Source organism: Caulobacter sp. GW821-FHT09H08 (assembly GCF_059415885.1).
The window spans coordinates 418,452-437,970 of sequence record NZ_JBWKOC010000003.1; the positions used below are offsets into that span (position 1 = coordinate 418,452).

The following is a 19,519-nucleotide window of genomic DNA, read 5'->3' on the forward strand; positions in this document are numbered from 1 at the left end:
AGCGCGCTCCGGGAAGAAATGGTCTGGCCCAACCATGGGTCCTAGGCACAAGGCCTAGGAAGGCGAGGGTGGGCCTGGGAAAGGCGAGCCTACTTCCCCGCTTCCTTGTCCTTGTAGAAGCCCTGCAGCACCCAGAACGCCGGCTTGCGGCGACCAGTCGGGGAGACCAGGCCCTTGCGGTTCCAGCCCTGCTGATAGATCGGGTGCTGACGGCGGGGGCTACGGAAGTCCTTGAGAATCCAGGGCGACATGCCGCGCAGGGTGGGGACCTTGGCGGCCATGGCCAGGGTCTTCTCGTAGTACTTCTTCTGGAAGTCCTCGGAGAACTTGCGCATCAGGTTCGGGTCGCTGAACCCGGCCAGGGCGTCGGCGCCGAACTCGGAGAACACCATCGGCTTGTCGGTGGCCTTCCAGGTCATGGCCGGCAGGCTGTCGAGGGCGTCGTCGCTGTACCAGCCGTTGTAGGTGTTGGCCGAGAGCACATCCAGCTTGGCGGCCAGCGGGTCGTTGAGGCCCATCTCGACGCCACCGTCGGCGGTCTTCTTGCGGTCGGTCAGCAGGGCGGCGGTGACCAGGCGGCTGTCGTCCAGGGCCCGGACGTCGTCGACCAGCTGGTAGAGGAAGGTGTTGCGGGCGTCGGTGATCGGCGTCTCGTTGGCGACGCTCCACATGACGATCGAGGCGCGGTTGCGGTCGCGGCGGATGTTGTCGGCCAGCATGCCGCGCGCCAGGCCCAAGGTGCGGGGATTGGCGAAGTCGACCAGCCAGTAGACGGGGATCTCGCTCCAGACCAGCAGGCCCAGCTCGTCGGCGACGCGGGTCATGACCTCGCTGTGCGGATAGTGGGCCAGGCGCACGAAGTTGCCGTGCAGGCCCTCCTTGATCTCGCTCAGCAGGGCGCGGGCGCCGGCCTCGGTGATGGTGCGGGCGGGGTTCTCGCCGAACTCCTCCTCGTGCATCGAGATGCCGCGCAGATAGATCGGCTTGCCGTTCAGCAGGATCTCGCTGCCTTTGGTCTCGATGGTGCGGAAGCCGACACGGTCGGTCAGCTTGTCCTCGCCGGCCTGGACGACGACGTCGTAGAGCTTGGGCTTCTCGGGCGACCAGCGGGTCAGGCCCTTGGGCGCGGCGGCCGAAGCATTGAGCACGCCTTGCGCATCGGTCTTGCCGGTGACGTCGAGACCCAGCTCGGCGACGCGGACATGGACCTCCTGGTTGGCCGCCGAGGCGCCGTCCAGCTTCACGGTGGCGACGATCTTGCCGTCCTTGCCGAGGCGCACCCAGGCCTCGTCGATGAAGGTGCCGGGCGTGATCACCAGACGCATTGGCCGGGTGATGCCGCCATAGTTCTCCCAGTCGGTGACCGGCGGCGGCACGCCGTCGGCCAGGGGCGTGGAATCGACGCCGACCGTGATCTGGTTGTTGCTGGCGCGGAGGGCGTCGGTGACCTCCATCGAGAACGGCGTGAAGCCGCCCTCGTGTTCGCCGACCGCCTTGCCGTTCAGGAAGACCTTGGCGGTGTAGTTGACCGCCTCGAAGCGCAGGAAGGCGCGCTGGCCGGGCCTAAGCGGCGCGGCCTCGAAGCGGCGCGTGTACCACATCAGGCCCTGGTAATAGCGCAGCGACGGATCGTGGGTGATCCAGCCGGCCGGCAGGGTCGCCGTGGGGCTGCGATCCATGTCGTATTCGTAGAGGGCGTTCGGCTTGGCCTTGGTCACCGCGTCGACGTCGACGTCGTCATAGCGGCGATGACCGACGCCGGGCGCGCCACGGTGGAAGCCGGCATTGCCGTCGCGATAGGGATCGACCGAATAGTGCCAGGTCCCGGACAGATCCTGGCCGTCGCGGTTGTCGGCCCGGGTCAGGGTGGGGGAGGAGGCCAGCGCCTCGAGCGGCGCCAGCAGGGCCAGGGCGCCCAGCGCGCCGACCACGACCTTCAATCCCGTTCCCATCACGCATTCCTCCACCACCGGCCGTTCGGCCTTGTCGCAGAGGTTGAAGCACGGCCGGTGGCCAAGGCGCAAGGAAATTGGTCAGGCCAATTTGGATAAGGAAAGGGCGGCCGAGCCGAAGCCGGGCCGCCCCCCTCTAGATCAGCTTAGAAGCTCTTGCGGATCGTCACGCCGTACGTACGCGGGGCGTTCGGATAGCCGCTGTAGCTGCCGTCCTGAGCCACGGTCGGGAAGGCCGAGATCAGGCTTTCGTCGTTGGTCAGGTTGCGAGCCCACACGCCGATTTCCAGCTGGTGAGCGGTGTTGATCACACCCAGGCTGGCGTTGACGATGTTGGTGTCATAGCTGGCCAGCAGCGGCGACACGGTTTCCGTCAGCTGGACCTTGCTGCTGTGGTCGTATTCCACGCGCGCATAGCCCTGCCAGTTCTCGGCGATGTCGTGGTTGATCGTCGCCGAGGTCGAGAACGACCACTTCGCGATGCCGGCCGGGGTGTCGCCCGTCAGGTTGCGGAAGTTCGGGCGGCGGCCGGTGGTCGGATCGACCGGGCAGCGGACGGTGTCGAAGGTGACGCAGGCCGCGCCGGTGAAGCTGTCGTACTTCGGATCGAGATAGGTGACCGAAGCCGCCAGGTTCAGCCATTGGACCGGACGCCAGGCGCTGTCGACCTCGAAGCCCTTCACAGACTCCTCGCCGGCGTTGACCAGGCTGTAGCCGAGGCCCGTGAAGGCGTTCGACTGGAAGCCCTTGATCGACTGCTTGAAGACCGCGACGTTGGCGTAGCCGCCCGGGAAGCTGGCCTTCACGCCCAGTTCGTAGACGTCGACATTCTCCGGCTTGGCGCTGCGGCCCACGCCGTTGGCGTTCGGCGGACGGCTGTCCGACGACAGGTTGTAGGCGCCGGCCTTCCAGCCCGTGGAGTAGCTGACATAGGCGTTGATGGCGCCGAAGTCATAGGCCGCGCGGACGGCGTAGGTGACCTTGTCGCCCTTCAGTTGGCCGGACTCGGCGGCGTTCGGATAGTTGACCGGGCCGTGGGTCGGGTCGTTGCCGTAGAAGAACTGCAGGGCGCCCAGTGCGCTATACAGGTTGCCCGGCAGGCCGATCGCCGTGAATTGCGGGATGGCGCCCAGGTTCAGGGCCGAGAACGGGTCGTTCATGACGACGTTGGAACGGGCGTTCTTCTCGTCGTTCATGTAGGCCAGACCGCCGGTCAGGGTCAGTTGGTCGGTGACCTTGTAGTCGACCTGGCCGAACAGCGAGTACGACTTCTGCTTCATCTTGTAGTAGTCGCTGAGGCCTTGGCCGGCCTGGAAGTAGGTCGAGCCGGGCTTGATCGCCGGCGTCACCAGGCTCTGCAGGAACTCCAGGGCGTAGATGTTCGACCGGCCGGTGATGGCCGGGCGAATGGTGGCCGGCAAGGCCGCCAGCAGCGTCGCCGGGACAGCGCCGCCCAGAGCGTCGGCGAACGCACGGACGTCGCTGCCGTAGGTGATGGTGCGGCCGGTATCGAGCTTTTCGTTCTGGTAGAAGCCGCCGATCAGCCAGTTGAGCGGGCCATCGCCGCTCGACGCCAGACGGATTTCCTGGGTGAAGGTCTTGATGGTGTTGGCGGTGCGGTTGTTGGAGATGTCCGCGCCGGTGAAGTCGATGTCCTGGAACGAGGCGTTCTTCTGGTTCCGATAGGCCGTGATCGCCGTCAGCTTGGCGAAGCCCAGGTCGTGGTCGAGCTGGCCCGAGAGGCCCTTGCCCGAGAGCTTGTTCGCCGGATCGGTGTTGAAGATGACGTCGCGGTCGAAGATCTTGGTGGTGTCGCTGATCGGCTTCTTCAGGATGCCGCCAATGGCCAGGGTGGCCGGACCGTTGAAGATCGAGGTCACGCCGCAGCACGTCTCGTTGATCTTGTTGTAGTCGGCGATGACCCGGAACGAGGTCTTGTCGGTCGGCTCCCACAGCATGTCGCCGCGGATCGACCAGCGGTTACGGTCGTTGACGTCGCTGCCGGTGGTCAGGTTGGTGAAGTAGCCGTCGCGCTTGTTCACGCTGCCCGACAGGCGCACCGCCAGGGTCTCGCTGAGCGGGCCGGTGATCGTGCCCTTGATCTGGCGGGTGTTGTAGTTGCCGTAGGTGCCCTCGACCTTACCGCCGAACTCGTATTGCGGCTTCTTGGTCACGATGCTGATCGCGCCGGCCGACACGTTCTTGCCGAACAGGGTCGATTGCGGGCCGCGCAGCACTTCGACGCGCTCGATCTCGGGCAGGTCGTCCAGGGCGGCGGCGGAACGCGAGCGATAGACGCCGTCGATGAAGATGCCGACCGAGCTTTCGATGCCGTCGTTGCCGTTGCCGTTGCCGAAGCCGCGGATGACGAAGTTGGTCTGGCCCGCGGCGTTGAACTGCTGGACCTTCAGCGACGGAACGACCGACTGCAGGTCGATCAGGTCGCGGACCTGGGCGCGTTCGATGGTCTGCTGACCCGTGACGGCGACCGAGATCGGCACGTCTTGCAGGGTCTGTTCGCGCTTGGTGGCGGTAACGACGATCTCGGCGATCGAGGTGTCGTCAGCCGGCGTGGTTTGTTGGGCGTAGGCCGGGGCGGCGATGGCGAGCGCGAGGGCCGACACCCCCAGCAGATGGACGTTTCTCATAACTAACTCCCTGTTTTTTATTATCGGCCGCGTGACTTCCCATCCCGCCTCGAGCAATCGCGGGTTTCTTTTGGGGAAGAGCGGACGTGGTGACGTTGGGGAAGGGCGATCCGGGCCGACCGGCCGCGCCGCGCGAAGCGGTGCGGAGGGCCGAGCCGTGGATGAGGACGCTTTGCGTCATGTTATCGCCCCAGCACACGCGAGCTTGCATCCCGCGTGGAACTACGTGCGATTTTAATATGACCTCGATATTCTAACGCAAGTTAGAATTTACGGGATTGATCGCGACGCCTGTCGTGACAAGCTTGAAATATCGGCGTTCCCCGACGGCAGAATCAGGGGCGCTCGGAGGAGAGAGAGCGGTTGGCTAACAAGGGCGCGGACCCTGTGGTCCTGGCGGACGACGCCAGGCCAATGGCGCAGAGCCAGAAGTCGGTGAAGAAGCGCGAGGCGATTCTCGGCGCGGCCATCGAGATCATCAACGCCAAGGGCTTCGCCGCCGCCACCATGCACGACATCGCGGCGGCCTTGGATCTGCGCGACGCGGCGCTCTACTACTACTTTCCCAACAAGCAGACCCTGGCCTATGCGGGCCACCAGCGCTCGCTGGAGCGTTTCGAGGCGATCCTGGTCCGGGTCGAGGCCGACGGCGGCACGGGGCTGTGCAAGCTGCGGCGCTTCCTGCGGGCCTTGCTGGACGACGCGGTGTCCAACGGGCGGCAGCTCTACTTCGGCGACAACTCCTACCTGGCCGACGACCAGCGCAAGGCGATCGAGGCCTGGACCGCGCGTCTGTCCAAGCGGCTGGAGCTGTTCCTGGAGGAGGGCATGGCCGACGGCACCGTCGCGACGTGCGAGCCGCCGCTGGTCGTGCAGCTGCTGGTCGGCATGCTGATCTGGCTGACCAAGTGGACGCCGGTCACGCCGGGCCTGACCAACGAGCGCCTGCTGGAGGCGATCGAGACGACCGCGCTCCAGGGGTTGGCGAAGAGCTAGGCGATCCCCAGCTCCGCCCGGGCCTTCTTGGTCAGCTTGGCCGCGATCAGCGTGTGCGCCGTCTTTAGCCAGTCGGCGACCTCGGCCTCATCTTCGGCGGCCATGTCGGCGAACCACACCCACTGGGCGCGGGCCAGGTAGGGCGCCGGCTTGCCGCGGCCCGACTCGGTCAGGACCTCGAACGCCACGTCCGAGGCCTTGAACGAGAAGCTGTCGCCGGCCGCGCCCCGGACAGCGAACATCTTGTCGCCGACCTTGAATACATGGTCGTCACCCCACTGGATGGAGAGGGTCGCGCCCGGCAGGGCCAGGCACGCCTTGTCGAAAGCCTCGGGCGTCATCAGGCGTCGACACCCAGGCCGATCGGGCAGACCACGCCGGTGCCGCCGATGCCGCAATAGCCGGCTGGGTTCTTGGCCAGGTACTGCTGGTGGTAGTCCTCGGCGAAGTAGAACGGGCCGGCGGCTTCGATCTCGGTGGTGATGGCGCTCAGGCCTTTGGCCGACAAAGCCTGCTGATAGGCTTCCTTCGAGTCGACCGCGGCCGCCGCCTGGGCGTCGTTGGTCACGTAGATACCCGAGCGGTACTGGGTGCCGATATCGCCGCCCTGGCGCATGCCCTGGGTCGGGTCGTGATTCTCCCAGAAGGTCTTCAGCAGGGCCTCGTAGGTGACGACCTTGGGGTCGAACACCACCAGCACGACCTCGGTGTGGGCCGTGCGGCCGGTGCAGACCTCTTCATAGGTCGGGTTCGGGGTGATCCCGGCCGCATAGCCGGCGGCCGTCACATAGACGCCCGGGATCTGCCAGAACACGCGCTCGACGCCCCAGAAGCAGCCCATGGCGAAGATCGCCGTCTCCAGGCCGTCGGGGTAGGGACCCTTCAGCGGATGACCGTTGATGAAGTGAGTGTCGGCTGTCGGGATCGGCTGCGCGCGACCCGGCAGGGCGGTGTCGGCGGTGGGCAGATCCAGGGACTTCTTCAACGACAGCATGGCTGGCCTTTCGAGGCGGAAATTCTTCGTCCGCCGATATAGACGCTGGCGTCTTCAGTTTCATCTGGGAACGCGCTTGCTACCGGCCGGTCCCTGAGTATATTGCGCGCCTTCCCGCGCCGGGGGTCTCAACCACCCTCGACACGATTGCGCTGGTGAGGTGGCCGAGTGGTTGAAGGCGCACGCCTGGAACGCGTGTATAGGGGAAACTCTATCGAGGGTTCGAATCCCTCTCTCACCGCCACTTCTGGTTAAGCTCTTGATGCTCAAGAGTTAGCTGGGAAATCAGCAACTTAGAATAGCCACGCGCCGACTGTTTGCTACACTTGGAGCAATGCAGACCGACATGCCGCCCGGCCTTATCAGACGTAACGGACGCTACTCCCTGCGGCGGGTGATCCCCCTCGATTTGCAAGCGGACTACGGTCGGCGTGAAATCGTTCGCGCGCTCGGCACCCCGGATCCTTTGGAAGCTCGAAAGCGCCACGCTCTGATGTGGGTGAAGCTGGATCGCGAGTTCGAAATGGCGAGAACGCGAACGGCGAGGCCCACTGAGGCCGCTATGACAGATCAGCAGCGGCAAGTTGTTGATCGGTACGCATCCATGTCCCGAGAACAGTTCGAGTGGGAGGAAGAGAACGACGTCGCCAATCTCCAATCGGACTTCGAGGAAATGGCGGAGGCTGAAGCTCTGGAAGCGGTCGAGCGAAAGGTTCTCGCGCGCCTTAGTGATCCCAGAGCGGATTTGACGGATGACGAGAGGGCTATGCGTAGCCTGCTAAAGCAGGAGCGCTGGAAGAGGGGCTTGGCTGAGGAGCAGCGAGATTTCGCGCGCATAGATGCAGCGATTGCACCCGCCCCTATCAAGCCTGCGAGCCAAGCCGAAGTAGCGAAGGTCAGCAGCCACACCAAGATGTGGCTTTCAGATGTGATCGACCGCTGGGCGGCGGAAAACACTCCTACGGAGGGAACCGTGGGGCGCATGCGCAATATTGTTGATCGTTTTGAGGAAGTGAATGGGCGGCTCGATGTCGCTGCAATTTCAGCCGAGCATGTGCTGGCTTTCAAGGATCACCTTGTTCAGCAGCGTCAAACATCTGCGAACATCAACGTAATGATCCCGATGCTCGGGACGCTGTTCAACTACGCGATCAACAAGCTCAGAATTGTATCGGTCAACCCGGCGGCCAAAATGCGGGTTGCAGACAAGCGGAAGGCAAAGACAAAAAGGCGTGCCTTCGAAAGTGTCGAGCTCCAGGCGATTTTCAGCAGCCCAGTTTATGCGATGGATTTACGTCCTAGTGCTGGCGGTGGTGAGGCTGCGTACTGGTTGCCAATTCTTGCTCTCTATACCGGTGCGAGGCTTACCGAGTTAGGTCAATTGCATCCGAGTGACGTCGCGGAAGAGAGTTACCTGGGCGCTGAAGATCGGGCCACTAGGGCGTGGGTCGTTCGAATTGTAGAGAATGAAGAGCGCGGGCAGCGAGTTAAGAACGAGGGAAGCGAACGCCGGGTACCCGTACATGTTGACCTAGTCGGACTAGGTTTTTTGACTTTCGTAGCGGAGGCAAAGGCGTCCGGACGCTCTCGCTTGTTCCCTGATATCGTGCCAACCGCCCGTGGGGAGCTAATGGGCAATTGGTCCAAGTGGTTTGGGAGGTACCGGCGCAAGGTGGTTGGCCTTCTCGGCAAGGACACGCCGTTTCATTCCTTTCGACACACCTTTAAGCATTACGCGCGTGCTTCCCGCATCCCCAAGGAGGTCCACAACGAGATCACTGGGCATGAGACCGGCGATGTCGCGGACGCTTACGGCGGGCTTACCTACCCTCTCGAACCCCTTGTGGAGGCGATGAAGCAGTTTCGTGTCCCAGGGCTGACGCTGCCACGGCCGCCTCCCGCCTATCGGGCGCGCAGATAGGCAGTGTGGCTAGGCCGTGAAGTGAGGTGGTTACTGCTAGAGCCCCGCTCGCCTTAGCAATTCAGATGCGGGTAGGCCTAGAGCATCGGCGATCTTGAGCACATTGAGCAGCGTCACATTGCTCTTGCCGCGCTCTATACGGCTCATATGCGCGCGCTCTACGCCTGCCTGATCGGCTAGCTTTTCCTGGCTCGTAGCGACTACGCCACCTGGGGCGCGGACTTCGCGGATAGCCGCGCCCAACAGCTCCAGTCGGCCATCATGATCAGATTTTGCGGAGACGCGCGCCACGAGGCCAACGCTCATTCACCGCATCATCTATGGCCACGTCATTTACGACACATATATCGCTTGATAGGCATACCTCCCTACGGTGAGCGGGAGGGGAGCATGCTCTACATCGTTGCGGCCAAACTGTTCGATCCGGTGCTAGTCGTACTGGGGCTTGCTGTGGGGAGGCTTAGCCCTTCGCTGCGTATCGCCGCGATTTGGACGGCTGTGGTCGCGTTCGGCGGCGAATGGTTATTTACGGATGGCTACCCCAGAATGGGAACCTTCCTGCTTGGCCTTGCCTGCGCGGCATGTTGGTCTGGTCTCGGGCAGTATTGGCGCAATTACAAGCGCCTCAAGCTCATAGGCACGCTGACTAGGATGGCGAACTGGATGGAGGCGATTGAGCGCACTCGCTATGGCCAGCCAACCGGTGCTGGCGGCGGGATCGACAGCCTGCCGGAGTATCAGCAGGCCCAGGCTATTAGTGACTTCGAAGCGGGCGTGAAGCACATCGGACAGTTCCCTCGACATGTGGTTACCGAAGAGCTGATCAGAGAGCGGCAGATTGCCCGACTGCTCGGCCAAGACCTGAGAGCTGGGGTCATCGCAACACTGCTGGATCGTCTGATCGACCAGAACCTGGCTATGGAGCCCGAGGACTTCGCGAAGCTTTACGCCAGGGCGCAGCAGGGCAAAGCCCCAGGAGCGCCAGAGAGGTCGCTCTAGCCTCCTCACGCCCCGTGGAGAGGTCGGGCTCCCTCCCGCCTTCCCGAGCCCCTCCAGGGCGTTCTATGGCGATGCGAGGGCGCGCGCCTAGATCGCTGCGTCAGGTCAGGCGTGATTTCGACCGGGCCATGAGCCGATTGTCCATCGACAATGTTAGCTCAATCATTTGGGAGGAGGGCCTGGACCCATACTTCATATGTTTCAGGCTGATGATGGAGCATTTCCACAACGCGAGAAGTGAAGAGCAAATCGCGCTTCCCATCCCCAACGATCCAATTGATTTCCACTTCGACGACAACTCGCAGAAGAAGATCATCCTCAAGGCGTGGGATGCCTTTGTTTCGCAACGTCCGTCTGGGTACGGCGCGCTGTATGGTGCTAGGCCGGTCTTCGCGTCAGACAATGACCATCTGCCGCTTCAAGCTGCCGACTTCCTAGCGTGGTGGCATCGTCGATGGGCAAACGAACTCGGTCCGCAGCAGGCCCTGCAAGGCAGTTACTTTGGGTTTGAGCCTTCACCAAGGAAGGTGTTTCACCTCTCCGTGGCGGTGGACGAGCAGATGCTTGTCGCAACACTTCGTAGCTGGATGGAGCAAAACCTGGAGCGGCTCGGCTTACCCTCTGACACCTTCCGCGTGCGAGATAACGAGGGCTAGCCGTCGGTAGCTACAGCAGTGCGAATGCCATCCAGGCTCGCTTGCTGTCGTCTCTCGATGCGCTGGATCGAGGTTGGGCTCACTTTGTATTTTCGGGCTAGCGCTCGCACGCCCGCACCATTCGCGCGCTCGGTCAGAATGGCGTGCTGCGTATCGACTGAAAGGGAGGTCGGCCTTCCAAGCGCCTTACCTTCTGCCTTTGCCCGCTTTAGCCCAGCCTGGGTCCTCTCAATTAGGAGGTCTCTTTCGAACTCAGCGACAGCGTTGAGTACCCCCATCGTCATCCGACCAGCAGCACTAGTTAGATCAACCCCGCCCAGAGCGAGGCAATGCACCCGAACTCCCAGCCGCTGAAGGTGCTCGACCGTCATTCGGACATCCATGGCATTGCGTCCAAGCCGGTCGAGCTTGGTCACTACCAAGACATCGCCGTCCTCCAGCTTGTGAACTAGGCTGGCGAAACCCTTCCTCTCAGCCGCAGCCACAGAGCCTGAAACAGTCTCTCCGACTATGCGCTGATCAGCTACCGCAAACCCCGCAGCGACGATCTCTTGCACTTGGTTCGCGGTGGTCTGCTCTGCCGTACTCACCCGACAATAGGCGAACGTGCGCCCCATCTGCACTCTCCGTCCCGAAAACGTGTAACGAAACTATAGGTGTAACGAAAGTGTGGTCAAGCTATTTTCCGTGACGCCTTTTGAAGGTGTAACGAAAACGGTCGATTTCGTGACGCCTGTGGCTGTATGGCGTTGCACCAAGTGGGGACGGGGGAGGTCATTAGTTTCTAATGGTGACACTCCCCTTCGAAAAAAATTATCCTATCCAGGCCGTGGACTGCCCCACAGTCTATGGCATCAGGTAGATCCTACAATGTAGGCATTCCCGCGCTCGATATCTTCTTGAACAAGTTTCAATTTGGATCGAACGATCCTGCCGTCCAAGATATATTTTATCTCAATACGTTCATTTCTTCCCATGGAGCGCATCTTAGCTCTTGAGGCGCTTGCAACTTCGCCCCTTGCTACATTCTTAATGTTGTTGGTAAACGCTTCCATTTCTATAACTTCACTCAAATATCCGGATGGAGTTTGGAGTAATATCTCGGCCATTGCGATTGCTTCATCATGTCTATTCAATCTGCCAAACGCGAGCATGCGGTAGTAAATAATGATATATACAAGATACTTAGAGCTTTGAACCTCTGCGTATTCGGCGGGATAAATTAGACCTGTAAGATCTATTACGGATGAAAAGTCACTGCGCTGAAAAGATTTAACAAACTCGGAGAAGAGTATTTTGATGTCGAGCGGATCGACCGGGAGATTTCTCCTGATCTTCCTTTGTTCCACATAATATTCTATCCACGCTTTCCGCGCGGGTTCCGGAGAATGTATGGCTAGAAGTCGCTCAGCATCCCACTTATCCCGCTCCTCATCCTGAGAGGGTTTGTAGGACGAGAGCGCAATCGCTACCAAATTGAAATTTGCCTCATTGTCTTGCGAGGTATTTCTGAACAGGTTTAGCAAAATTGAAAATGAGCTCTCGCCCGGCGTTCGGTAGTTCTTCGTGTATTCAAGAAGCTCATCAAACTCGGTATCTGCATTGTGCCTATTGAGGGCCGCAAGGGTTGACGCGAGGGATGCTTCGGAAAACGAGAGGCTTTGGCGAAGGGAGGATCTATAGTCTAGTTTGTTGTCGATGATGACGCGAGCTGCCCCGATGACCGCTTCCAGGCTGGCGCTCTTGTCTTCCAGTATTTTCGACTTGTTGATCAAAAGGGCGGGAAGCAATTCTGGCGTCGCAATAGATGCTGCGAGTTCGATTGCCTCGGAGGCTTCTGGAACATTATCGAGAGTCTTCTGCGCGATGCTCAAATTGTAGAGCGCTGAGACGTAGAACTCTCTTTCGACATGGCCTGCGTTCTGCTTCTCGAAATCTGCTTTCGCCTTTTCTACCACCTCCAAAATCAATTTGAGGGCATCACCGGTTTGATCTGGAGATTTTGCCATCATGGCGGAGCTCAACGCCAGCTTGGCCCCCGTTACCTGGGGGTGCTCTCCGTCAAGGGCCGCAGTTAGGTACTCAATCGCTTCGTCGTAGGATCCCTCACCAAAATACGAGACACCGATATAGTATTTTAGTGGTCCGATCAGGGTGTCGTTTATCTTCTCAGACTTCATTGCCTCCTGAAGCGACTTTATAGTGCCCTGATAGTTCCCAGTGTTGAAGTTCGCGATGCCGAGATCGACGAGTGCGTCAACAGGTAGTGGCTCGCCGCCTGATTGCTGCTTCCACTGTTCGATAAGTCGCGCTGCTTGATCGAACCTTCGTGCGGCAAGGCTATCCTTTGCGGTCTGGAGCAGCGTTCTGGCACCAGCGGTAAGCTGTGCAAACCAGGCGTCGGATAGTGCGCGCTCTATCACTTCATTTTTGATCTTGGGCGCAGCGGAAGGGTCCCCGCCGGTAATGCCGGCAAGGTACAACTTCCCTTTGATACGCTCGTCGAGCGCTCCGCCCTTGCCATAACGGATCGCGGTTATCGCGTCTCGAAGGAGGGGATCGCCTTCTACAATTACCCTGATGTGATCGACGGGGGGGCGGTCAAACCTGTCAAGATAAAGCTTCTGAACTGCTGCATCGACATGTTGCGTTGATGCGGTGCCGGCGCGCAGTTCTTGCTCGATTTCCGAACATATGTCCCAGGTCATCCTGGGGTTTCCGCCAGACCATAGATAAATATGTTCTGCGATGGTCGAGTTGACCGATATCTCTGCCTGACTCAACAATAGAATTGTTTCGCTTAAGCTGAAATCGTTGAGATATATTTTTTCACCTATATTAAAAGGCGATATATTCTTATCTTTAATTAGATCAGTTGGTTCAGCAACCCCTGATAAAACATAGGTCAGTCGCTCGTATTCTGGATAATTTATCCTTGAGAAGTACATGCTTCTGATCTGGGCTAGGATGGAGTCCGAATACGGGACGTTCATCAATGAGTCGATTTCATCCAAAACAATGATGAGCTTTGTGGGGTGAATGGCTCGCAGGATGTTTCGAACTTCTCGATCAAATTCAATATTCGGCTCAAGATTCTTTTTTTCTCTACTTTCGAGAATCTGGTCTCTAACATCATCCAGATTGTTGTAGGGGAGATCTAGGGCGCGGTCGCAAATGTGCCTGAAGAAAGCCTTTGCGCTGGTGAAGCGTGTGGTCAGGTCCACATAAATGACCGCGCAGCCGTCCTTCTCTTGCCTCCTCTTCATATTGATGAGGAGGTTGGTCTTTCCCATTTGGCGTGCAACCAAGATGTACCCTGGTCTGCCCATGTCCTCGATCGTCTGGGCTAGCTGTCGGTCAGCTTCCCGTTCGACATACAACTCTTCTGGGATGATGGTCGTGGGACGAAGCTTGCGAGCGAGCGTGGTCATTACCTGACGCCTTCCGCTTGAACCGACTTCAGCGCGGAGGTCAGCGTCGCTCCGGGGCGCTGTAGGGCTGCCATGGTGAGCTTTGCGAAACGCGGGGAGCCCTGTGCAGCCTGGGCTACAGTCTTCCTGTCGCCGTCACTCATCTCAATTTTCAGAGCGTTAGAGATCGTCGCCAGTAGCAATTCGATATCCTGATTGGACCACATATCGAGGTTTATAAACTTTAGTCGCTCGCTCAGCTTCTCGGGTACGTCGCTAGGGCTAGATTTCGGATCTCTGATTGAAGAGAAAGCGATCATGGGGGTGGGGGAGTTCGAGCTATCTAGGGAAACTATTAACTGCATAATATTTGAAAGTAGTTCTTTGCAGTCTGCGCGACCTTGCAGCGGTATCTCTTCAATGAGGATGAAATTCTTCTCGGATTCCTCAAGGTTTCCGGCAAGCTTTCTGAAAAATATTGTAAGCTCAGCAAGCGTCGAGCTGCTGTGGGGCGGTTCTAGGTCACAGATTGATGCTAGCTCGTCGCAAATGGCCTTGATTACCTGGAGCGGCTGACACGTTGCCCCATAAGCGCCGACGCTTACATGGCGAAGGCGATATCCGTTTTCAAACGCTTGGCGACGGAGGGATGCGGTTTTGCCAGACCCGCTGGAGCCGCTCAGCCACAAGGGGCGCTCTTTGAGCAGGTTGTCGATGTCTCTCGACACGTAAAAGGGAGCGTCTTCTGGGTGGTATATTTCAAACAACGGATTCGGCGTGCGTGTCAGCGCGCGCGTATGGGTGTCTTGTGTGCGGGTATTCGCGCTTGTTTGAATGAAGTCTCTCAGAAGCAGGTAGCTTCCCGCCTCGGCGTCGTTCGCCTTCGTAATGTTCCGATGAGTCGCCCCAATCAAAACATGAAAGTCTCTCGCCCCAAGATATGCGCGTGCGCTCTCGGGAGAGACAACGCCATCTGACCCGCCGGCCACAAATCGAAACGGGGTGATGGTTTCAACTTCCAGTCGCAGCCAATCGGCATTCAGCATCTCAAGCATCTCTGAGTTGGATGCGAGCTGCTTCAGGTGTCGGTGGTTGAAGGAGAAGGCCTTCCCGATTGTCGCTAGGCCTGCGCCAGTGCTCGGGGTCGCGTAGAGGATGGCGCGATTGCAGATAGGAGCCTTCTTCGACTTGATCTCGTTCAGAACGTGCTGACGAATTACCAAGCCGCCCAGGCTATGCCCTACAAGGGTTACGTCCTTGGAATCTTTGTACTTTAGGCGTAGCTCTGTTCCGAGCCCCATCGCCAGTTCGTTAATGCTCGCCATTCGATTGCCGAATGGTGCTCGGAAGAGGGCAGTGGGGTAGGTGTAAGTGTCCAGTGTGTAGGTCTCGAAGAACGAGTCCTTGCTACACAGCGAGAACATATCAGACCAAGTGGCGGTCGGATTGCTTCCTAGGCCATGCACAAAGACAATAACCGGCTTATCCGAGACAACTTTCTCTGCTGACCGCCGGCTGATGGGCGCGGGCTTTGCGCCGCCCAATTGAGGCAGCATTTTTGCTAGACCGTTCCACATGTAGCCAAAGTTGCTCCACCCCTGATTCGATCAGCATACTTTGTTGGAAAGGTGCGAAAAGCCGTTTCGACTGGGGCTCTCTGCCAGCCTGTGCAAGTTCACGTATCACGCGGCGTCCTGCCTTGCGGTCAAGCTTGGGACCTACAAGCGTGGAGCGTTGTGCTGGAGCAATCACGCTGCTACATTTCGAGGGTACAGAGGCGCTGGATGTAAACTTGTAAGTGATTGATTTTATTGGGGGTGAGGAGTTTCCCTCTCTCACCGCCACGCCTCTTCCCGACAATCGACGCCGCATTCCCGACCGCTCCGAGGCCGAGTCGCGCCGCGTCTCGTTCGCTTAGTGGACTGAAGCCGCCGCGCTGGTGACGCCCAGGTCGGCCAGCAGGCGCTTCTCCTGGGCCAGCATGGTGTGAAGGGCGCCGCCCAGCAGGCCCTTGAAGTCGAGCGTGAACTGGTCGGCCTGCTCGGCGAGCAACGGTGGGGTGTTGGCCAGGATGTCCAGCACCTGGGCGGTCTCGCGGGTGAAGGTGATCAGCGCCGGGTCCATCGGCGCGTTGGAGAGGATCGCCGTCAGGCTGGAGCCGGCGATGGCGGCCTGGCGCTTCGCCGCCTGCGTCGGGCGCGGCAGCTCGACCTCGGGTTCCGCCTCGGCCCGCGCTTGGTCGGCGTCCAGCAGGTGGAGCACGCTGGAGATGATGCCGTTGGTCGTGGCCACGAACTGGCGCAGTTGGTCGACCTTGCGCTCCTGCTCGGCCCGATCACGGGCCGTTTTCTCGCGGGCCAGGCTCTCGTCCTGGAAGCGTCGCAGGGACTCCTGGACGGCTTCGGCGTCCTGTTTGCGTTCGCGCTCGGCCCTGGCCGCGCGGGCCTCGGCGTTCGCGGCGCGCTTGGCCTGGGCGAGCAGGACGAAGAACACGAAGACGAACAGCAGGAGAGCGATCAGGCCCTGATTGGCCTCAAGCGGCGGAAGCAGGCCGTCTTTCTGCGACAGTTTTTCCAGGCACCACTTCCCGAACAGTTCCGGCCGCATCACTCATCCCCCACACGTGACTGGTCACATACGCTGGCAAGGCCCGCGTGACGAGAACTCTGTGCGGCGCGTCCGGGCGGCGACCGCCTAGAGCTCGCCGCCGATCCGTTCGACCTCGTCGGAGAGGGCCGCCAGGTTCAGGACCTTCAGGGTGCGCCCGCTCTGGCGGATGATGCCCAGGCCCGCCAGGCGGTTCAGTTCGCGGGTCACCGGCTCGCGCTGGCTGCCGACCAGCACGGCAAGCTCGGCGTGGGTGGGGCAGGGGTGGATCGCGGCCTCGTTGCTGTCGCCGGCGGTCGTCGTGGCCATCCGCAGGATCTCGATGTCGACGCGGCAGGCCACCGAGACGGCGGTCAGCTCGAACAGCCGGTCGGTCAGGGCGCGGGTGAGGGCGGCCATGTCCTCCAGCAACGCCCGCATGAAGTGCGGCGACTCCTCGAACAGGCGCTGCACCAGCCGCTGGGGCAGGCGGACCAGGCGCGCGTCCTCAAGGGCCACGATGTTGACCGAGCGCGGCAGGCCGTCGATGGCCGCGATCTCGCCGAAATAGCCGCCCGGTGCGATGCGGCGATAACCGACCTCGCGCCCCGAGCGGGCATAGAGGTTGGCCAGCAGCACGCCCTCCAGCAGCAGGTAGATGCCGCCGTCCTGGTCGCGACGTTGCAGGATCATCTCGCCCTTGCCGTAGCGCAGTTGCTCGATCTGCGGGGCCAGGGCCTGGACCTCGTCGCGGGACATGTGCCGGAAGAGCTTGTTTGCACGGAAGTCTTCTGGCGGAGCCTCGATCGTCGTATGGCTCGGAGCGCGTGGGGGCGATGATGGAATCACGGTCATCGAGTACGGTCCTGCGCTGTCGATCAGGGGCGACGCATGGATAGCCGACAGCGGTACAAGGCCTTTATCAGCTATAGTCACCACGATCGCAAAACCGCCGAGTGGCTGCATCGCACGCTGGAGACGTACCGGGCGCCACGCAAGCTCTCCAAGGGCGTCGACGAGGCCGTTTCGCGCGACCTGCGCCCGATCTTCCGCGACAAGGCCGAGCTGGCCGCTTCGTCGGACCTCAACGAGGTTATTCGCGACGCCCTGGACCGCTCTGACACCCTGATCCTGCTCTGCTCGCCGACCGCCGCCCAGTCGCGCTGGGTGAACGAGGAGGCGGCATATTTCCTTCAGGGCCAGGGCCACGGGCAGGTGATCTGCGTCATCACCCCGGCGACGCCCGAGCGCGCGCCGCTGACCGACGTGCTGCCGCCGGCGCTACTGGCGGCGCTGCCGGCGGGCGTGGAGCCCCTGGCGGTCGACCTGCGCGAGGACGCCGATGGCAAGCGCCTGGCCCGCCTGAAGATCGCCGCGCGGCTGCTGAACGTCAGTCTCGACCAACTGGTCCAGCGCGACGCCCGCCGTCGCCTGCGGGTGATGACCGCCGTCACCGCCGGGGCGGCCCTGATCACCGTGGGGATGGGCGCCATGACCGTCATCACCCTCAAGTCCCGCCAGATCGCTCGCGAGCAGCGCGACGAGACCGAGGCCCTGGTGGCCTACATGCTGGGCGACCTGCGCCAGCAGCTGGAGCCGGTGGGGCGCCTGGACGTGCTGGACGGCGTCAGCGCCAAGGTGCTGGCCTACTACGCCAAGCCACGCAGCGACCGGCTGGACGACAATGCCCTGGCCCAGCGCGCCAAGGCCCAGACCCTGCTCGGCACCATCCGCGAACAGCGCGGCGACCTGAAGGCCGCGCAGGACGCCTTCGCCCAGGCGGCCGCCACGACCCACGCCCTGGTCGAGCGCGAGCCCCGGAACGGCGATCACATCTTCGACGAGGCCCAGAACGTCTTCTGGCTAGCCTACGTGGAATGGCGGCGTGGCGACATCGCTAGCGCCGAGCGCGGCTTCAAGCGCTATGGCGAGCTGGCCGACGCGCTGGTCAAGCTGGACCCCAATCGCAGCGAATGGCGGATCGAGGTGGCCTACGCCAAGAACAACCTCGGCACCCTGTTGTTCGAGCAGGACCGTCCGGCGGAGGCGCTGGCCGCCTTCCAGGGCGCGCTCAAGGTGTTCGACGCCGAACGCGCCTTGAAGCCCACGGACAAGGCGCGGCTCACGGACACCGCCAACTCGCGCGCCTGGATCGCCGACTCCCTGCTACGGCTGGGGCGCGTGAGCGAGGGCCATGTCGAGCGCGAGACCTCGGTCAAGCTGATGGACGAGGCCGCAGCCCGCAATCCCAACGACAAGCGGCTGGCGGCCAAGGCCCTGGCGGCGAACACGGCGTTGGCGCGCGTGGAAGTAGACGTCGGCCGCATCGACGCCGCGCGCGGGCGGCTGGACGCCTGCCGACGCCGCCTGAGCGAGCTGGAGGCGCTTGATCCCACCAATGCGCGCTGGCGTGAGCACTCGGTGGTCATGGCCCTGGACGAGGTGGACGTGGCGAGTTGGTCAGGGCGGCGCGCGGAGGCGGGCGCCTTGCATGCCGGCGCGGCCGCCAAGCTGGTCGGGCTGCGGGCCACGGACGAGGCCCAGGCCTGGCGGGTCGATCTGGACGGTCGCCTCGCGCGGCAAGCCATCATCCTGGCGCGGCTGGACGGCGACCAGGCCAAGGCGCGACGTCTGGCCTTGGCCCTGCTGGAACGCCTGAAGCCCACCCCCGGTGGGCGTGAGAAGGCGGTCGACAACGCGGGTCTAAAGGCCTTCGCGGAACTCGAAGGGGGACGGCCCGAAGCGGCGGTCGCGACCCTGGTCCCGCAGCGCGAGTCCCTGTCGCCGGCGAACCGGGACATCCTGGCCCGCGCCTATCTGGCGACGGGTCAGCGCGGTCTGGCCGAGGGGATCGTCGGCGAGCTCAAGAAACAGGGATATCGACATCCCGCCTTCCTTGATTTTTGGCGAGATTCCCCCGTAGGTGGAATTCGACAAGCGGAGGGCGTGAAATGACTGAACCTGTACCCGATAAAGTTGTTGAACTGATCATCGGCCTGGATGAGGGGTTCAACTATGTGAACATCTTCAATCCGGACAAGCCGGTGCCGCTGACCATGGACCTCAGCGAGCGCTGCGAGCTGGTCTTCACGCTCAGCGATCAGCTGCTGCGCGCGGGCTGGGCTTTCCAGAGCCGCCCGATCGAGGTGGCGCGCGACTACGGCGTCAACTTCTCCAGCTACGTCTGGATCCCGCACGAGTGTGATGGTCAGCCGAAGCCGCGGTCGCGCTTCAAGATCATCTACGAGTGCGCTCGGATGGGTATCTACAGCTACAGCCTGTTCATGCTGGACGGCCACTTCCAGAAGATCACCCTCGATCCCGACGTCGAGAACGGCACGGGCCGCGTTCCCTGAT

16 protein-coding genes and 1 tRNA gene are annotated in these 19,519 nt (G+C 61.5%); 7 read left to right on the forward strand and 10 right to left on the reverse strand.

What is annotated here, in order from left to right; all coding sequences use genetic code 11:
* Positions 1–89 precede the first annotated feature (89 nt).
* Together AC07NN_RS11655 and AC07NN_RS11660 are read right to left on the reverse strand one after the other, a co-directional pair.
* Complete coding sequence (locus tag AC07NN_RS11655; protein ID WP_494640838.1) at positions 90–1,952, reverse strand: glycoside hydrolase family 2 protein; 1,863 nt, start codon at positions 1,950–1,952, stop codon at positions 90–92.
* Positions 1,953–2,098: 146 nt separating this feature from the next.
* Complete coding sequence (locus AC07NN_RS11660) at positions 2,099–4,600, reverse strand: TonB-dependent receptor (RefSeq protein ID WP_494640840.1); 2,502 nt, start codon at positions 4,598–4,600, stop codon at positions 2,099–2,101.
* Positions 4,601–5,014: 414 nt separating this feature from the next.
* On the opposite strand from AC07NN_RS11660, the gene AC07NN_RS11665 reads away from it, so the two are divergent.
* Positions 5,015–5,596: a TetR/AcrR family transcriptional regulator gene (locus AC07NN_RS11665; RefSeq protein WP_494641896.1), complete on the forward strand. Its 582-nt coding sequence runs from the start codon at positions 5,015–5,017 to the stop codon at positions 5,594–5,596.
* Here AC07NN_RS11665 and AC07NN_RS11670 read toward each other — a convergent pair.
* Together AC07NN_RS11670 and msrA are read right to left on the reverse strand one after the other, a co-directional pair.
* A complete protein-coding gene (locus AC07NN_RS11670; protein ID WP_494640842.1) occupies positions 5,593–5,937 on the reverse strand; it encodes an MmcQ/YjbR family DNA-binding protein in 345 nt (114 codons plus the stop codon). The two genes, AC07NN_RS11665 and AC07NN_RS11670, sit on opposite strands and share 4 nt — an antisense overlap.
* Positions 5,937–6,590: a peptide-methionine (S)-S-oxide reductase MsrA gene (msrA, locus tag AC07NN_RS11675; protein ID WP_494640844.1), complete on the reverse strand. Its 654-nt coding sequence runs from the start codon at positions 6,588–6,590 to the stop codon at positions 5,937–5,939. Before msrA ends, AC07NN_RS11670 begins: the two co-directional genes overlap by 1 nt.
* Positions 6,591–6,744: 154 nt before the next feature.
* Between msrA and AC07NN_RS11680 the strand changes: the two genes are divergently transcribed.
* Positions 6,745–6,834 (forward strand) — tRNA-Ser (locus tag AC07NN_RS11680).
* 90 nt (positions 6,835–6,924) lie between these two features.
* On the forward strand, positions 6,925–8,511 hold the full coding sequence (locus tag AC07NN_RS11685; RefSeq protein ID WP_494640846.1) for a DUF6538 domain-containing protein: 1,587 nt from the start codon (positions 6,925–6,927) through the stop codon (positions 8,509–8,511).
* Between the two features lie 36 nt (positions 8,512–8,547).
* Here the strand turns inward: AC07NN_RS11685 and AC07NN_RS11690 are convergent, their stop codons facing one another.
* A complete protein-coding gene (locus AC07NN_RS11690) occupies positions 8,548–8,817 on the reverse strand; it encodes a helix-turn-helix domain-containing protein (RefSeq protein ID WP_494640848.1) in 270 nt (89 codons plus the stop codon).
* An 84-nt stretch (positions 8,818–8,901) separates the two neighbouring features.
* Between AC07NN_RS11690 and AC07NN_RS11695 the strand changes: the two genes are divergently transcribed.
* Both AC07NN_RS11695 and AC07NN_RS11700 read left to right on the forward strand, forming a co-directional pair.
* Positions 8,902–9,510, forward strand: coding sequence for a hypothetical protein (locus AC07NN_RS11695; protein WP_494640850.1), 609 nt, complete (start codon positions 8,902–8,904; stop codon positions 9,508–9,510).
* A gap of 128 nt (positions 9,511–9,638) precedes the next feature.
* Positions 9,639–10,166: a DUF3800 domain-containing protein gene (locus tag AC07NN_RS11700; RefSeq protein WP_494640852.1), complete on the forward strand. Its 528-nt coding sequence runs from the start codon at positions 9,639–9,641 to the stop codon at positions 10,164–10,166.
* Here the strand turns inward: AC07NN_RS11700 and AC07NN_RS11705 are convergent.
* From AC07NN_RS11705 to AC07NN_RS11725, 5 genes are all read right to left on the reverse strand, one after another.
* Positions 10,163–10,783, reverse strand: a complete 621-nt coding sequence (locus AC07NN_RS11705) for a recombinase family protein (protein WP_494640854.1) — start codon at positions 10,781–10,783, stop codon at positions 10,163–10,165. The two genes, AC07NN_RS11700 and AC07NN_RS11705, sit on opposite strands and share 4 nt — an antisense overlap.
* Positions 10,784–11,020: 237 nt before the next feature.
* The gene (locus tag AC07NN_RS11710) at positions 11,021–13,597 is read right to left on the reverse strand and encodes an AAA-like domain-containing protein (RefSeq protein ID WP_494640856.1); all 2,577 of its coding nucleotides are present in this window, start codon (positions 13,595–13,597) and stop codon (positions 11,021–11,023) included.
* The gene (locus AC07NN_RS11715; protein WP_494640858.1) at positions 13,597–15,132 is read right to left on the reverse strand and encodes an esterase/lipase family protein; all 1,536 of its coding nucleotides are present in this window, start codon (positions 15,130–15,132) and stop codon (positions 13,597–13,599) included. Before AC07NN_RS11715 ends, AC07NN_RS11710 begins: the two co-directional genes overlap by 1 nt.
* A 358-nt stretch (positions 15,133–15,490) precedes the next feature.
* Positions 15,491–16,183 carry a hypothetical protein gene (locus AC07NN_RS11720; protein ID WP_494640860.1) on the reverse strand — a complete coding sequence of 231 codons (693 nt, stop codon included), beginning with the start codon at positions 16,181–16,183 and terminating at the stop codon, positions 15,491–15,493.
* Positions 16,184–16,270: 87 nt separating this feature from the next.
* Positions 16,271–17,017 carry a Crp/Fnr family transcriptional regulator gene (locus tag AC07NN_RS11725; protein WP_494640862.1) on the reverse strand — a complete coding sequence of 249 codons (747 nt, stop codon included), beginning with the start codon at positions 17,015–17,017 and terminating at the stop codon, positions 16,271–16,273.
* A gap of 36 nt (positions 17,018–17,053) precedes the next feature.
* Between AC07NN_RS11725 and AC07NN_RS11730 the strand changes: the two genes are divergently transcribed.
* Together AC07NN_RS11730 and AC07NN_RS11735 are read left to right on the forward strand one after the other, a co-directional pair.
* Entirely contained in the window at positions 17,054–19,117 is a 2,064-nt protein-coding gene (locus AC07NN_RS11730) for a toll/interleukin-1 receptor domain-containing protein (protein WP_494640864.1), read from the forward strand.
* A complete protein-coding gene (locus tag AC07NN_RS11735) occupies positions 19,114–19,518 on the forward strand; it encodes a hypothetical protein (protein ID WP_494640866.1) in 405 nt (134 codons plus the stop codon). Before AC07NN_RS11730 ends, AC07NN_RS11735 begins: the two co-directional genes overlap by 4 nt.
* Position 19,519: the final 1 nt, after the last annotated feature.

Coding starts and splice junctions, on each gene's coding strand:
- AC07NN_RS11735 (WP_494640866.1), top strand. CDS start 19,114: ATGACTGAACCTGTACCCGATAAAGTTGTTGAACTGATCATCGGCCTG.
- AC07NN_RS11690 (WP_494640848.1), bottom strand. CDS start 8,817: ATGAGCGTTGGCCTCGTGGCGCGCGTCTCCGCAAAATCTGATCATGAT.
- AC07NN_RS11730 (WP_494640864.1), top strand. CDS start 17,054: ATGGATAGCCGACAGCGGTACAAGGCCTTTATCAGCTATAGTCACCAC.
- AC07NN_RS11695 (WP_494640850.1), top strand. CDS start 8,902: ATGCTCTACATCGTTGCGGCCAAACTGTTCGATCCGGTGCTAGTCGTA.
- AC07NN_RS11710 (WP_494640856.1), bottom strand. CDS start 13,597: ATGACCACGCTCGCTCGCAAGCTTCGTCCCACGACCATCATCCCAGAA.
- AC07NN_RS11655 (WP_494640838.1), bottom strand. CDS start 1,952: ATGGGAACGGGATTGAAGGTCGTGGTCGGCGCGCTGGGCGCCCTGGCC.
- AC07NN_RS11670 (WP_494640842.1), bottom strand. CDS start 5,937: ATGACGCCCGAGGCTTTCGACAAGGCGTGCCTGGCCCTGCCGGGCGCG.
- AC07NN_RS11725 (WP_494640862.1), bottom strand. CDS start 17,017: ATGACCGTGATTCCATCATCGCCCCCACGCGCTCCGAGCCATACGACG.
- AC07NN_RS11700 (WP_494640852.1), top strand. CDS start 9,639: ATGAGCCGATTGTCCATCGACAATGTTAGCTCAATCATTTGGGAGGAG.
- AC07NN_RS11685 (WP_494640846.1), top strand. CDS start 6,925: ATGCAGACCGACATGCCGCCCGGCCTTATCAGACGTAACGGACGCTAC.
- AC07NN_RS11665 (WP_494641896.1), top strand. CDS start 5,015: ATGGCGCAGAGCCAGAAGTCGGTGAAGAAGCGCGAGGCGATTCTCGGC.
- AC07NN_RS11715 (WP_494640858.1), bottom strand. CDS start 15,132: ATGCTGCCTCAATTGGGCGGCGCAAAGCCCGCGCCCATCAGCCGGCGG.
- msrA (WP_494640844.1), bottom strand. CDS start 6,590: ATGCTGTCGTTGAAGAAGTCCCTGGATCTGCCCACCGCCGACACCGCC.
- AC07NN_RS11660 (WP_494640840.1), bottom strand. CDS start 4,600: ATGAGAAACGTCCATCTGCTGGGGGTGTCGGCCCTCGCGCTCGCCATC.
- AC07NN_RS11720 (WP_494640860.1), bottom strand. CDS start 16,183: ATGCGGCCGGAACTGTTCGGGAAGTGGTGCCTGGAAAAACTGTCGCAG.
- AC07NN_RS11705 (WP_494640854.1), bottom strand. CDS start 10,783: ATGGGGCGCACGTTCGCCTATTGTCGGGTGAGTACGGCAGAGCAGACC.